The organism is Parasedimentitalea maritima (assembly GCF_005771405.1).
GTDB classification, from domain to species: Bacteria; Pseudomonadota; Alphaproteobacteria; order Rhodobacterales; family Rhodobacteraceae; genus Parasedimentitalea; species Parasedimentitalea maritima.
In genome coordinates this window covers 136,488-149,270 of the sequence record NZ_VAUA01000014.1, presented here as the reverse complement: position 1 = coordinate 149,270, position 12,783 = coordinate 136,488, and the positions used below count along the sequence as shown (strand labels likewise).

Here is a 12,783-nt window from a genome sequence, read left to right as displayed (position 1 = left end):
TCTGCGTATCGCAGTATCCGCAGCTTACGTTGAATCTCGCGTTGATCCTTGTTCATGAACATCTCCTTCTTCCCAAATCTGGGAGGTTAAAGGAAATGTCCCGCGAGTAACGGCATTTCTACATGAAAAACCTCTCACAAAAAACAACACGGTATGTCTGAAATGTCTCGACCGGGTTACACTGCAGCCATAAAATGCAGCGTTCTGGGTGCTCTTTGATTTTACACCACGATGCATAGGAGATTTCGGTTGAACTATGTTACGTTATAACATAATGAAGAGTGTCAAAGCACAAAGTACTTAGGAACCCTTTGTGAGCGACAATCGCGGATTTTCGTCATCGCCCGAAACTCCCACCTTTAAATTTAAAGCAGCTTGGACATGCTGCGTTCAAAAGCCAAACCTGAGAAAGAACCTGCATCATGAAAGATCATGAAATTACAGATAACCGCCTGCCCGTGACCGTCCTGTCTGGATTTCTTGGGGCAGGAAAAACAACTCTTCTAAACCGCGTACTGAACAATCGCGACGGGCGCCGTGTGGCTGTGATCGTGAACGATATGTCTGAAGTGAATATTGATGCAGATCTGGTGCGCGAAGGGACAGAGCTTTCACGCTCCGAGGAAACACTGGTTGAAATGTCGAACGGCTGCATATGCTGCACCCTGCGCGATGATTTGCTAAAAGAAGTGCGTCAGCTCTCCGAAGAAGGGCGCTTTGACTATCTTTTGATTGAATCAACAGGCATTTCCGAACCACTTCCCGTGGCCGCAACTTTTGATTTTCGCGACGAAGAAGGCGAAAGTTTGTCAGATGTCGCACGCCTAGACACTATGGTCACAGTAGTCGATGCAGTGAACTTGTTAGAAGATTTCTCGAGCCATGATTTTCTAACCGACCGCGGGGAATCTCTGGGAGAGCAAGATGATCGTAGTCTTGTCAGCCTATTGACGGAACAAATCGAATTTGCTGATGTAGTAATACTGAATAAGGTGGCGGATGCTGGTCATGAACGTGCGGAAACGGCACGCAAGGTAATCCGGGCTTTGAATGGCGATGCTAAGATCATCGAGACCAACCATTCGGATGTACCTGCGGAAACGATTTTGAACACCGGGTTGTTTGATTTTGATACTGCTCATGAACACCCAATGTGGGCAAAAGAGCTTTACGGTTTCGCCAATCACACGCCAGAAGACGAAGAATACGGGGTCGACTCTTTTGTTTACCACGCACGCGCGCCGTTTGATCCGAAAAAACTGCATAGTGTGCTCAATGGGACTTTGCCCGGCGTAATCCGTGCCAAAGGTCATTTCTGGGTGGCCACTCAACCGCAATGGGCAGCAGAATTCAGCCTGGCCGGGGTTCTGTCTTCGGTCAAACCACTTGGGTTCTGGTGGGCCTCATTGCCCGAAGAGCGGCTTCCTACACATCCTGAAGCACAGGCCGAAATCGCGTCTAATTGGGTGGAGCCCTGGGGTGATCGCCGCCAAGAGTTGGTGTTTATCGGGGTTGGTCTTGAACGTGAAACTATCTGTGCACGTCTCAACGCCGCATTGTTGGATGTCGAGGCGTTTCGCCCCGAGGAATGGGCCGAAATGCCTGATCCCTTCCCACAGTGGGGGCAACGCCAATGAACGCGATAGCGCTATCACCAAACGCGGTGCGCCCACCCTCAAGCGTAACGCTAACAGATGGTATCAAAGGTCTTGCAGCGATCCGCGAGACAGGTTGCGCGGCGGTGATCTTGAAGCGACACCCAATGTCGACACTGGAAACTTGGTTGAATTCATTGGAAACCGAGCAACTGCCAAGTGCACGGGTGATCTTGGAACCCTGCCGGATCCAAGAGGCCCTATGCCAAATTTGCGACAGCTGCGGCACGCCTACTGGGCCAGAGCGCAGGGCCTTGATGCAGGATATCGCTACACTGGCCAAGCGGTTCGCTGATCTGATGGACGTGCGCTATCTGCGACTGCGTTTAGATGTGGTCACGACCAACGCCTGTCGTAAGTTCCACATCGACGCTGTGACAGCACGGTTGATCTGCACTTATCGCGGGCAAACCACCCAGCTTGGCGAAGCTGAACCAGGATGTGACCCGGATAGGTACATCTCGGTTCCAGCGGGCGCACCCGTCGTTTTGCGCGGCACCAAGTGGTCGGGTGATGCGCCGACACGGTTACGGCATCGCTCGCCGCCGATTGCAGGCACCGGAGAGTCTCGGCTTTTGTTGGTACTCGATCCTATTTACGATTTGGAAGAAAAAGTCTGAGGTTTTGTGCTCCGGGCCATCATGAATTGACAGCGACATGACGAACAGGCGCGTCTCTGAGTGATGGTTCCTGGAACGCCTTTGGCAATACGGGATGAAAAGCGAACATGGTGAGGCATAGACAATAGGCACCAAGTCCGCGACTGCCCATACAACTGTACGCGGAATGGGGGCGTTCGTGATTGTGGACCTCCATCCACTTCCTGACGCCCTCCTTGGCCTGTGAGCCAGTCTCCCAAGCGTGGAGGTAGGGAAGGCGAGCGAACTCAAGAGATACCGTCACTAATGCGCTCTGTCGGCAGCTGCGCCGTTGATTGAAATCTTTACGCTGAAATGGGTTACCAAGGCACAACGTTTCCGGTCCAATCAAGAAAGTGACCACTGTCTTCTGGTGCTAGTGTATCGATGACTTTCAAAAGGTTACTTGCCGCCTCTTGCGGTGTAACCTTTGTGTGCGCTGGATAGTTTTGCGTGAAATCTGTGGCCACTGTTCCTGGGTGCAAAGCTATGCATACCAAATGCTTATGGCTGCGCTTCAGCTCGATTGATGCCGTTCTGATCAATTGGTTTAGAGCCGCCTTGGACGCACGGTAGGAATACCAGCCGCCCAAGGTATTATCACCAATAGACCCCACGCGCGCAGACAAGGCTGCAAAGACGGCACGCCGATCTCGTGGCAAAAGATGTTGCACGTGCTTGAGCACTAATGCCGGGCCAATCGTGTTCACGGCAAACAGATGAATAAGTTCTTCAAGAGTCAGCGCCTTTATTGTTTTTTCAGGTCCCTTTCTCCTGAAAGGATGCCGGTTGCCACAATCACCAGATCAAAAGGTGTTTCCAAGCCTGAAAACAGTTCGGAAATATTGGTTTCACAGGTCACATCCAAGCCGTCTTGGGATCTGGATAGGCAGGTTACCGTTACGCCTCGTTCCGCTAATTGGCCAGCTAGCGCCTGCCCGATTCCGCCAGATGCTCCAAGTACGAGGGCACGTTTCTGCATTGTGACCCTTCCTTTAATTTAGATACACGATGGCGGCATTGAGGGTCAGCGCAAAGCCCAGCCAAAGAACATATGGAGCAAAAAGCAGCGCAGCCTGGCGATCGAAACGCCATGACACTCCGATGAAAAGCGCAATAGTTAAAAACAGCAATGATATATTGAGTAGCGCGATCCCGGGCTTTTGGGCGGCAAAGAACACTGGCGACCAAAGAAAGTTTAGGATCATCTGGGCGAACCAAAGTCTCATCATTAGACCGTGTGGGTCCCGCTGCCATAGGCGCCAGCCAACATAAGCAATGATCAGATACAAGACCGTCCAAACAGGTCCAAAAATCCAGTTAGGCGGGTTGAAGGTGGGCTTTTGAAGTGTCGCATACCATTCACCAGGGGCGGTCAATATGCCGATGGCGAGACCACCGCCCATTACTGCAAATAGAAATAGCGGGAGAGAAAGTGTTTTTGTCATTGAGATAAGTCCGTTAATATTGCTATTTTCGGGACCCGCTGGGCGCCCGGTGCAGTCGGCTGAAAACCCATACTATTAGGGGTCTGATCTGCAGGAAGACGAGATATAGCCCGGTGCCATGACCGTCATGGCACCGGGAATTCGTGAAATGCCTGCGAGCCAGCGCCAGGACGGAATTGCACGCCACATTTCAAAGAAGCCGCCCGCGCCAGAAATTTGTTTCCCATCCGCCAAGCGGACATGTAGCCGCGCCATTGCTTGCTTTTGGGATAGTCTATTATCGCCGGAAAAGGATTCGCATGACACGTCGAAAAGTTTCAAAGCTCCTTGGGTATCAGCCCGCTGATAGAAATCAATTTCTGCCGTGCACAACGGGCAGGACCCATCGAAGAACACTGTTACTTTCTCAGTCGAAAACGGGTGGTGGTCAGGTTTCACTTCAAAACCCTCTCTAGATCGCGCAGCAGCCTTAAAGAGTTCGGTTTGGTGCTTGCTCGGTAAGTGGCACTTACATTACCATCAGGTGCGATCAGCACCTTGTTGAAATTCCAATTTGGAACAAATCCTGTTTCCTCTTTCAATGACTTGAAAAATGGGTGCGCTTGGGGCCCCTTCACATGAGAAAGCCCTGTCATGGGCATATCAATCTCGTACTGCAAATCGCAGAAGTCTTGAACTTCTGCGTTGCTGGCCAGTTCCTGCTTAAAGTCATTTGATGGAACTGCGAGAACTACAAGGCCGCGCGCTCGGTAACTGTCGTAAAGTGTTTGCAGACCACTGTATTGGTACGTGTAGCCACATCTGGAGGCCGTATTCACCACCAGCACGGTTTGCCCGTCCCATTGTGACAATGTGAGTGTGCCGCCGTCGATGGATTCAAAGGAAGCGTCCAGATCAAGGGCTTTCACCTGAAATCCAGCAACGATAAATGCTATCAAAAGTAAAACGCGTGCCATTTTTTGCACCTCCTGTACATTCACTACGGTCTAGGAGTCGTTTTGGACCACACATCGGTCAAAGAACTGGAAAGGAAAGCACATTAAGCGGTTATCATTACGCGAATGACTTTTTGCCTAGATAGATAGGGCAGCTAAGTACGATAACGTCGGAGCTTAAACGGCTGGTCAATAAAAGGAAAAGACATGTCAGGTACGGCGTCACCGATTATTCTTTGGTTCAGACGGGATTTCCGGTTGGCAGACCACGCTGCCTTGTCCGAAGCTGCTAGATCAGGTCGCCCCATAATCCCAGTTTTTATTCTAGACGAAGTTGTTGAAACTTATGGTGCCGCCGCAAAATGGAGACTCAATGAAGCCTTAAGAGTGTTCGGTGACAGGCTGAAGTCGTTGGGGTCAAAGCTTGTTCTTCGCAGGGGACGGGCCAAGGATGTGTTAGGGGCTCTTGTAAATGAAACTGGTGCAACTGCTACTTGGTGGACGCGCGCCTATGATCCGGACGCAATTAGACGCGACAAGGCCGTCAAAACCAGCCTAACGTCGACAGGTCATGACGCCCGTAGCTTTCCAGGGCATTTACTCTTCGAGCCATGGGCTGTCAAAACGAAGCAGGGTGGGTTCTTCAAGGTCTACAGTCCGATGTGGCGAGCGGTGCGAGGCAGACCAGTAGACAGTGCCAACATTGCCCCAAAAACCTTGGTATCACCGTATTCTTGGCCTGAAAATGGTAGTCTAGAAAGCCTTCAGCTCCGAACGGCAATGAACCGTGGGGCTGATGTCCTGGTGAGACATGCCTGCGTTGGCGAAACCAGGGCCCTAGGCCGCCTTAGACACTTCTTGGATGGGCCAATTGACGATTACAAAGGGCGCCGAGATTTTCCAGCCGAAGAGGCAACATCGCGTCTTTCAGAAAACTTGGCTTGGGGGGAAATCGGTCCCCGAACCGTATGGCATGCCGGGCTTCAGGCGATGAACGAAGGCAGGCAGGGAGCCGAGCATTTCTTGAAGGAGCTGGTATGGCGCGAGTTTTCCTACCATCTCGTCTATAATTCACCGGAAATTGTGAACTGCAATTGGCGTCCGAATTGGAACAATTTTCCGTGGCAGGAAAACTCGGATGACACGGTTTGGCGATGGAAAATGGGGCGCACTGGCGTGCCAATTGTTGATGCGGCAATGCGACAGCTTTATGTGACAGGCTACATGCACAACCGATGCCGAATGATAGCAGGATCTTACCTCACTAAGCATTTGCTAAAGCACTGGCGTATTGGTCAGAGTTGGTTCGAGGAATGCCTGGTTGATTGGGATCCCGCGGCAAACGCAATGGGTTGGCAGTGGGTTGCGGGTTCAGGGCCGGATGCGGTTCCGTTTTTTCGGATATTCAACCCGCAGAAACAGGCAGAGAAATTTGACGTGGAAAAGCGATATATTTCCAATTTCGTAGCCGAGCTTGTGAACGAACCGGGTCGGGATGCTCTGGACTTCTTTCAGGCCTGCCCAAGGTCCTGGAATTTGACACCTGACTGCCCATATCCCGAACCAATTATAGATCTCGGAGAAGGTAGAAGACGGGCTCTTGCCGCTTACGAGGAAATGAAATTGAACACTTAACGGCTTGGAATCTTATGGCTAGTCGGTCCCATTCATAGCTACAATCGTTTGATAGGGCACTGTGAGAGCAACTGTTGCATATATTAACTGGTTGGATTTGCGTTTTTTGTGATCCAAAATTTGCACCCGGCCGTATTCTCATTATGATCGCAACTACTTTAGCCCCTCCCTCTGCAGGCCTTCGTTATTTGAGGCCCTCAAATATTGGATTATGTGTGCCGCAAAAAAAGCAGGAAACGTCTCAGCCGACGGTTTGGCTTGTGTTGGTACGGGACCTGCGGGACAGAGCAGCTTTTTCCGAGTTGTTTGACTATTTTGCGCCACGTCTGAAGGGTTTTTTGATGCGCAATGGTACTGGGTCGGCACAGGCAGAAGAGATCGTTCAGGATGTTATGCTGACCGTTTGGCGCAAGGCTTCGATGTTCGACCCTCATCGCGCTCAGGCATCGGCTTGGATCTATCAAATCGCTCGCAACAGACAGATTGATATTATCCGAAAAGAAAATCGCCCAGTTCCCGAGGAACTGGCTCAAGACCCCGGGTCCGAGCCTGATGCCAGTCAAATATTGGCCATTGACCAAGAAGCAGAGCATTTAAAGACTGCTATTGAACAGCTTCAGCCTGACCAAAAAGACATGATCCAGAAGGCCTATCTTGGCGATCTCACACATAAAGAGATCAGCATTCAAACCGGACTGCCGCTTGGCACCGTAAAATCACGCATCCGGCTGGGACTTCGCCGGTTACGAAAAGAACTAGAGGGGTTGCGCTAAATGAATGCAATCACACATCACATACCAGACACCATGATCGCGGCCTATGTATCTGGTAACTTACCACACCCATTCGCTATGGTTGTCGCTGCCCATATCTCGCTTTGTGCTGAGTGCAGTGCGTCCCTTGGTGCGCATCAAGCGGTTGGTGGCGCATTACTTGAACGATCTGACAATGTTGCTGTGTCTTCTGGCATGAAAACCGATCTGATGGCGATGCTGGATACACCCATTCGGTCTGAACCTATCTTCGATGCCAAAGGGATTTTTCCTAGTCCGGTGATGGAAGCGTTAAAGGGGAAGCCACCGCGCTGGAAAACCCTTGGCATGGGCGTTAAGCAAAGTATCCTCACTGAAGTTGGCGGTGGATCTGTGCGTTTGATTTATATCCCCGCTGGGCAAGCGGTTCCGGATCATAGTCATAGTGGACTTGAATTGACCTTGGTTCTTCAAGGGAGTTTTAGTGATGAGACCGGACGTTTTGGAGTTGGTGACGTAGAAATTGGCGACGAAAATCTTGAACATACACCAATAGCGGATGCTGGAGACGCATGCATTTGCCTAGCTGCAACTGACGCACCCTTGCAGTTTAGCTCCTTTTTACCACGGTTGTTACAACCTATTTTTCGTATATGACCACTGTCATATACCGTAGTGTTAAGGGCTCGCAATTTGCGGGCCTTTTTCTTTTAAATGTCTGGATAATAACGTTTTTGTGAGTTTGAGATCCATGTCCGGACTCAGTCCGTATCCTTGGTACGAATCTAAATTTAGACGGGTGAAACGCCCCCATTGTCCAAGGAGACAGATCATGAAAATCACGCTCAAAGCCGTTATCGCTGCTCTTGCCCTTTCCACTGCCGCAGGGAGTGTGCAAGCGAACACAATCGTTGAGATTGCCGCAGGCGACGAGCGCTTTTCTACCTTAGTTGCTGCCGTCGGTGCTGCAGGTTTGGTCGAAGCGCTGTCCGGCCCAGGGCCATTTACAGTTTATGCCCCTCTCAATGACGCCTTTGCAGCGCTTCCAGAGGGCACAGTTGAAACTCTTCTCAAGCCGGAAAATAAAGATCAGCTGACCGATGTGCTTTTGTATCACGTGGATGACCGTGAGCTTTCGGCCGATATGATTCCTTCAGGATCAAACTATTTCAAGCCACTCCTGACAAGTGAGCGCCTGTGTATTACGTCAGGTCGTGAAGGCGTGAATATTGCTGATGGTTCAGGTGAAGTGGCAAACGTAGTTATCGCAGATATTCAGGCCGACAATGGCGTGATCCATGTGATCGACAAAGTTCTGTTGCCTGGCAATCGCCCAGCTTGCCACTAACAAGAAATATAGGTCCCGTCGCGTTTCGCGGGGCCTATTAATTACTTGCCTCGATAAACGACCCAGTCAGGTAGCAGCTGCATGGCCTTTATGAGCCATGAAAAAGGACGCGGGAAATCAGTGCGAAATCGGCGATGCTCCATGGCCTTTAGGACGTGACTTGCGGCTTTTTCGGGCTTCATAAGTTGGGGCATTACGAAGCTATTCTTGTCGGTCAGGCGCGTTTTGATAAAGCCTGGATTGACGATACGCACCGTGACGCCACTATTTCTCAGGTCGTAGCGCATCGTTTCAGCCAAGCTGATCAAGGCGGCCTTGCTTGCACCATAGCCAATGGCGGCCGGTAGGCCTCGATATCCTGCCAGCGACCCAACCAAGGTTACATCCCCTTTATCATCCGCAATTAATTGCGGCATGATATGATGTAAAACCCTTAATGCACCGGCGAAATTTACATCAAGCATCGAGATCGCCGCTTTGACATCCCAGTCCTGCGTATGCATTGGTTCATAGACGCCGGCGTTATAGATCACACCATCAACCCGGCCTACGGCTTGAGCCGTGTACATTACTGATTTGGGGCATGTCACATCCATTGGGAGGGCCGTTGCAGATCCCAAGTCGTTTGCCAGTTCTAGTAAACGTGACTTTGACCGGGCAGAGACTATTACATGTGCCCCAGCCAGAGCCAGACCTTTTGCAATCTCACGCCCCAAACCTTCGCTCGCGCCTATCAACCAGTAGGTCTTACCCTCGAACGGACTCACTATCTGGGACCAGTGGCGTTGGCGTCGGATATTAGCGGTTTTGGTGGTTTGGGTTTTCGCAGGAATGGAGCCTGCTTGAACCATAGTTTCAAGGCTTGCCAATAGATAAGGGCCACCACCCGTACCGCTCCAAACGGTCGTCGAATTGCAACCTTGACCAATGCCCTTGTCGTTATTGGAGTTCGCAAGCCGCTCAACGTCGCTAGGACGCCCTGTTCGCCATTTTTATACGAAATTCGAATATTAAAAGCCTGATCGGTCATATCAAAATTGAAGCGATACTGCCCCGCGACCTGCTGAAACGGCGAAACATGCATCAGTTTTTCGGCTTCCATCACGTCTGCCCACTTTATTGGGCGGAAATCACGATGGGCACAAAAATAGCAATGGCGATGACCAAACGTATTGTTGACCTCAGCGATAAAGGCACGCGGGGTACCGTCAATTACCGCAATCCAAAAGCTCACCGGGTTGAACTGGAACCACAAAAATCTTGGCTGGGTCAAAAGTAGAAGCTGTGCCTGATCAACCGGAAATTCGCGTTTGAGTAACTCTTTTTGAAACCAAGCGAGACCACTGCCATTCCCACGCCGACCTCCATGGTTGCGGTCACAGACTGAAAACAGGTTGAAACCATTGCGAGTCAAAAGTGGTGGTGCGTCACTGGACGTATCGGTTAAAACATAATCAACACCGTATCTAAAAGTGTTTTTCAGGCTGCCGCATCGGGCGTGGTATGTTTGGGCTGGAACAAGTTCTATCATGATAAGCTTACGTGCAACTCACTCAAGTGGATCACGTCAAACGTATATTATCTCAAAATAAAAGTGATCCACAATTCAACTGGCCGCGTAAGAATTACCAAACAGTATATAAAAACGAGGACTGCATGCTGGATCAAACCCAAGGCCCACGCCGCAAGATCGCCATCATAGGAGGCGGTATCTCAGGCCTATCAGCCGCGTATTATTTGTCGTCGAGACATCATGTAACTTTGTTTGAAGCCTCCCCTCGACTGGGTGGTCATGCGCGGACTGTTATGGCGGGCAGAAACAGGAAACAACCTGTCGACACAGGTTTCATAGTCTTCAATTACGCCACATATCCTTACCTTACGCGCTTGTTCCGCGAGCTTGATGTTCCAGTGATAAAAAGCGAAATGAGTTTCTGTGCAAGCATTGACGATGGAAAGATTGAGTACGGGTTAAATAGCCTAGCTGCGATTTCTGCACAGAAACTCAATCTTGTCAGGCCTCAGTTTTACAAAATGGTTGCTGACATACTGCGTTTCGGTAAAGAGGCCGAAGCCGCCGCGACTGATGACAACAAAACTATTGGTGAGTTGGTTGATGAATTGGGATTGGGCAACTGGTTTCGCGACAATTATCTGATGCCGATGTGCGGCGCAATTTGGTCCACTCCGGTGACCGATGTTGATGCCTTTCCGGCCAAATCGCTAGTCCAGTTTTTTCGCAATCACGCCTTGCTTGCAGGTATCGGACAGCACCAGTGGTGGACAGTAAAAGGCGGCAGCATTGAATACGTAAGTCGTTTGGAGACTGCGCTTTTAGCGCGTGGTTGCAAAATCCACATAGCATCGCCGATTGAACAAGTGACTCGTAACAAGGTCGGCGTGTCAGTTGTTGCGCAAGGGCAGGGCTGTATGGAATTCGATGATGTTGTCTTTGCCTGCCACTCTGATCAGGCCCTTGCGATACTGGGCTCAAATGCCACAACGGCAGAAAAGGAAGCCCTTGGGGCAATCCGATATCAACCCAACACGGCAGTTTTGCATTGTGACGTTGGGCAAATGCCAAAACGTCGTAGCTGTTGGTCAAGCTGGGCTTATCGAAGCCAAGATGGCGGCGTCGGTGTGACATATTGGATGAATCGACTGCAAAGTATTCCAGAAAATGATCCTCTCTTCGTGACACTGAACCCGACGCGTCCAATTCCTTCTGACATGATTTATGATCAAGTAGAATTCTCTCACCCGATTTTCGACAAAGCCGCCTTACAAGCACAGCGCGAAATCCGTGGCATGCAAGGTCGTTACAACACGTGGTTTGCCGGCGCATACAATCGCCACGGCTTTCACGAAGATGGAATTGCAAGCGCTATGCGCATTGTCCGCATGATCAATTCCCCCTCTGCCCTGACCACCAAAGGACTTCTGGATGACAATGACGAACAAAGCGATGAAAACACATTTCCTAGAGACCTGCGCACATCTGCGTGAAGGGCAGCTGACACTGCGCACCCCAGATGGTGCGCGCTATCAGTTTGGCGACCATGGCCCCGAGGTCGAAATGAACATTCGCGATTGGGCAGCTGTTTCGGCAATGGCTGCACATGGTCAGGTTGGGCTGGGTGAGGCCTATGTACAGGGACTGTGGGACACTCCATCGATTGAGGGCTTGACGTCGGTGGCCATGCTGAACCGGGATCAGCTGGGAAGATATGATCGTGCAAGCCCCTTCAAGCGTGCGAAGTTTCGTCTCGTTGATAGGGTGTTACGTGCCAATTCAAAACGTGGATCTCGCAAGAATATTCGCGCCCATTACGACGTTGGGAACGAATTTTATCAGCTCTGGCTTGACGAAGGTATGACATATTCATCTGGGATATTTGACGATAGAGCCGATGACCTTGCACAGGCACAGTACCGTAAAAACGAAAGGGTTTTATCACGCCTAAATGACGGTGAAAATGTGCTAGAAATTGGCTGTGGTTGGGGGGGCTTTGCTGAGCATGCGAGCAACGAAGGTCGTAACGTGACCGGCGTTACCATTTCGCGAAATCAACATAGTTTTGCAGATTGTCGTTTGGACGGGCGAGCCGATATTCAGCTGTGCGATTACCGCGATTTACAGGGTAAGTTCCACAATATCGTATCTATTGAAATGATCGAAGCCGTGGGAGAGAACTACTGGCCGAGCTATTTCAGCACGCTAAAACGCTGCCTTGCGGCTGGCGGTCGGGTGGTGCTGCAAGCCATAACTGTTCGCGACGATTTCTTTGAGACCTATCGTACTTCGTCTGATTATATTCGGCAGCATGTCTTTCCTGGAGGAATGCTGTTGTCAGATCAAATGATTCAAACTCAGGCAACCTCCGCCGGGCTACAAGTCAACAACAGTTTCTCGTTTGGCCCGGACTACGCAAAAACCTGCCGGATTTGGGCCAAACGTTTGGCCGAACAGAAAGGTAAAATTCTGGAACAGGGATATGGGGAAGGCTTCTTTCGTAACTGGCAATACTATCTAGAAATTTGTGCGGCCTCTTTTGCGATTGGTCACACAAATGTCGTTCAGGTTGAACTGGCACATGCGTAACCTTGTCGTAAGCACTTTCTTGCGCCAAGCGCCGCTAGGCGGATTGCGGGCTATGCATGAAAAAGCACTGCTCAGTTCCAAGCGGCGCGGTCATCTGAACGACTGCTATCAAGCTGTAAAGCTTGGGCACCTCTATATGGCCGACAGTCGGGGAGCGGATCAGTTGACCTTTTCGCGCTATCAACGTGTCGGCTGCACCTCATACGAAAAGGGACTAAAAGCCAAGTATATGGCAAAATTTTTGAATGCAAATAGTCGGTCTGCGCGGTT

13 protein-coding genes and 1 pseudogene are annotated in these 12,783 nt (G+C 50.6%); 8 read left to right on the top strand and 6 right to left on the bottom strand.

Annotated features, from left to right (window positions below):
• Positions 1–422 precede the first annotated feature (422 nt).
• Positions 423–1,637, top strand: a complete 1,215-nt coding sequence (locus tag FEE96_RS22300; protein WP_138165334.1) for a GTP-binding protein — start codon at positions 423–425, stop codon at positions 1,635–1,637.
• The gene (locus tag FEE96_RS22295; RefSeq protein WP_138165333.1) at positions 1,634–2,275 is read left to right on the top strand and encodes a DUF1826 domain-containing protein; all 642 of its coding nucleotides are present in this window, start codon (positions 1,634–1,636) and stop codon (positions 2,273–2,275) included. The genes FEE96_RS22300 and FEE96_RS22295 overlap by 4 nt, the downstream gene beginning before the upstream one ends.
• Before the next feature lie 338 nt (positions 2,276–2,613).
• On the opposite strand, the pseudogene FEE96_RS22290 reads toward FEE96_RS22295, so the two are convergent.
• The 4 genes and pseudogenes from FEE96_RS22290 to FEE96_RS22275 form a co-directional block, all read right to left on the bottom strand.
• A pseudogene (locus tag FEE96_RS22290) lies at positions 2,614–3,275 on the bottom strand (SDR family oxidoreductase).
• Between the two features lie 13 nt (positions 3,276–3,288).
• Entirely contained in the window at positions 3,289–3,741 is a 453-nt protein-coding gene (locus tag FEE96_RS22285) for a TspO/MBR family protein (protein ID WP_138165332.1), read from the bottom strand.
• 75 nt (positions 3,742–3,816) lie between these two features.
• Positions 3,817–4,137, bottom strand: coding sequence for a thiol-disulfide oxidoreductase DCC family protein (locus FEE96_RS24175; protein ID WP_425467353.1), 321 nt, complete (start codon positions 4,135–4,137; stop codon positions 3,817–3,819).
• A 38-nt stretch (positions 4,138–4,175) separates the two neighbouring features.
• Positions 4,176–4,697, bottom strand: coding sequence for a glutathione peroxidase (locus FEE96_RS22275; protein ID WP_138165331.1), 522 nt, complete (start codon positions 4,695–4,697; stop codon positions 4,176–4,178).
• A gap of 186 nt (positions 4,698–4,883) precedes the next feature.
• Here FEE96_RS22275 and FEE96_RS22270 point away from each other — a divergent pair, with 186 nt between their 5' ends.
• The 4 genes from FEE96_RS22270 to FEE96_RS22255 all read left to right on the top strand — a co-directional run bounded on the left by FEE96_RS22270 (position 4,884) and on the right by FEE96_RS22255 (position 8,411).
• Complete coding sequence (locus FEE96_RS22270; protein WP_138165330.1) at positions 4,884–6,311, top strand: cryptochrome/photolyase family protein; 1,428 nt, start codon at positions 4,884–4,886, stop codon at positions 6,309–6,311.
• Between the two features lie 143 nt (positions 6,312–6,454).
• Positions 6,455–7,084: a sigma-70 family RNA polymerase sigma factor gene (locus FEE96_RS22265; RefSeq protein ID WP_138165329.1), complete on the top strand. Its 630-nt coding sequence runs from the start codon at positions 6,455–6,457 to the stop codon at positions 7,082–7,084.
• On the top strand, positions 7,085–7,720 hold the full coding sequence (locus tag FEE96_RS22260; RefSeq protein WP_138165328.1) for a ChrR family anti-sigma-E factor: 636 nt from the start codon (positions 7,085–7,087) through the stop codon (positions 7,718–7,720). It begins immediately after the preceding gene.
• 175 nt (positions 7,721–7,895) lie between these two features.
• Complete coding sequence (locus tag FEE96_RS22255; protein ID WP_138165327.1) at positions 7,896–8,411, top strand: fasciclin domain-containing protein; 516 nt, start codon at positions 7,896–7,898, stop codon at positions 8,409–8,411.
• Positions 8,412–8,452: 41 nt separating this feature from the next.
• Here the strand turns inward: FEE96_RS22255 and FEE96_RS22250 are convergent, their stop codons facing one another.
• A complete protein-coding gene (locus tag FEE96_RS22250; protein WP_138165326.1) occupies positions 8,453–9,178 on the bottom strand; it encodes an SDR family NAD(P)-dependent oxidoreductase in 726 nt (241 codons plus the stop codon).
• Positions 9,178–9,942, bottom strand: a complete 765-nt coding sequence (locus tag FEE96_RS22245) for a DUF1365 domain-containing protein (protein WP_138165325.1) — start codon at positions 9,940–9,942, stop codon at positions 9,178–9,180. Before FEE96_RS22245 ends, FEE96_RS22250 begins: the two co-directional genes overlap by 1 nt.
• Positions 9,943–10,067: 125 nt before the next feature.
• Here FEE96_RS22245 and FEE96_RS22240 point away from each other — a divergent pair, with 125 nt between their 5' ends.
• Both FEE96_RS22240 and FEE96_RS22235 read left to right on the top strand, forming a co-directional pair.
• Complete coding sequence (locus FEE96_RS22240) at positions 10,068–11,417, top strand: NAD(P)/FAD-dependent oxidoreductase (RefSeq protein ID WP_138165345.1); 1,350 nt, start codon at positions 10,068–10,070, stop codon at positions 11,415–11,417.
• Positions 11,356–12,513, top strand: a complete 1,158-nt coding sequence (locus FEE96_RS22235; RefSeq protein ID WP_138165324.1) for an SAM-dependent methyltransferase — start codon at positions 11,356–11,358, stop codon at positions 12,511–12,513. Before FEE96_RS22240 ends, FEE96_RS22235 begins: the two co-directional genes overlap by 62 nt.
• Positions 12,514–12,783 lie beyond the last annotated feature (270 nt).

Bases quoted from the DNA above. Each gene is read 5' to 3' on its own strand.
- FEE96_RS22275 (WP_138165331.1), bottom strand. From the start codon at position 4,697: ATGGCACGCGTTTTACTTTTGATAGCATTTATCGTTGCTGGATTTCAG.
- FEE96_RS22235 (WP_138165324.1), top strand. From the start codon at position 11,356: ATGACAATGACGAACAAAGCGATGAAAACACATTTCCTAGAGACCTGC.
- FEE96_RS22300 (WP_138165334.1), top strand. From the start codon at position 423: ATGAAAGATCATGAAATTACAGATAACCGCCTGCCCGTGACCGTCCTG.
- FEE96_RS22265 (WP_138165329.1), top strand. From the start codon at position 6,455: ATGATCGCAACTACTTTAGCCCCTCCCTCTGCAGGCCTTCGTTATTTG.
- FEE96_RS22295 (WP_138165333.1), top strand. From the start codon at position 1,634: ATGAACGCGATAGCGCTATCACCAAACGCGGTGCGCCCACCCTCAAGC.
- FEE96_RS22240 (WP_138165345.1), top strand. From the start codon at position 10,068: ATGCTGGATCAAACCCAAGGCCCACGCCGCAAGATCGCCATCATAGGA.
- FEE96_RS22270 (WP_138165330.1), top strand. From the start codon at position 4,884: ATGTCAGGTACGGCGTCACCGATTATTCTTTGGTTCAGACGGGATTTC.
- FEE96_RS22245 (WP_138165325.1), bottom strand. From the start codon at position 9,942: ATGATAGAACTTGTTCCAGCCCAAACATACCACGCCCGATGCGGCAGC.
- FEE96_RS22260 (WP_138165328.1), top strand. From the start codon at position 7,085: ATGAATGCAATCACACATCACATACCAGACACCATGATCGCGGCCTAT.
- FEE96_RS22285 (WP_138165332.1), bottom strand. From the start codon at position 3,741: ATGACAAAAACACTTTCTCTCCCGCTATTTCTATTTGCAGTAATGGGC.
- FEE96_RS22255 (WP_138165327.1), top strand. From the start codon at position 7,896: ATGAAAATCACGCTCAAAGCCGTTATCGCTGCTCTTGCCCTTTCCACT.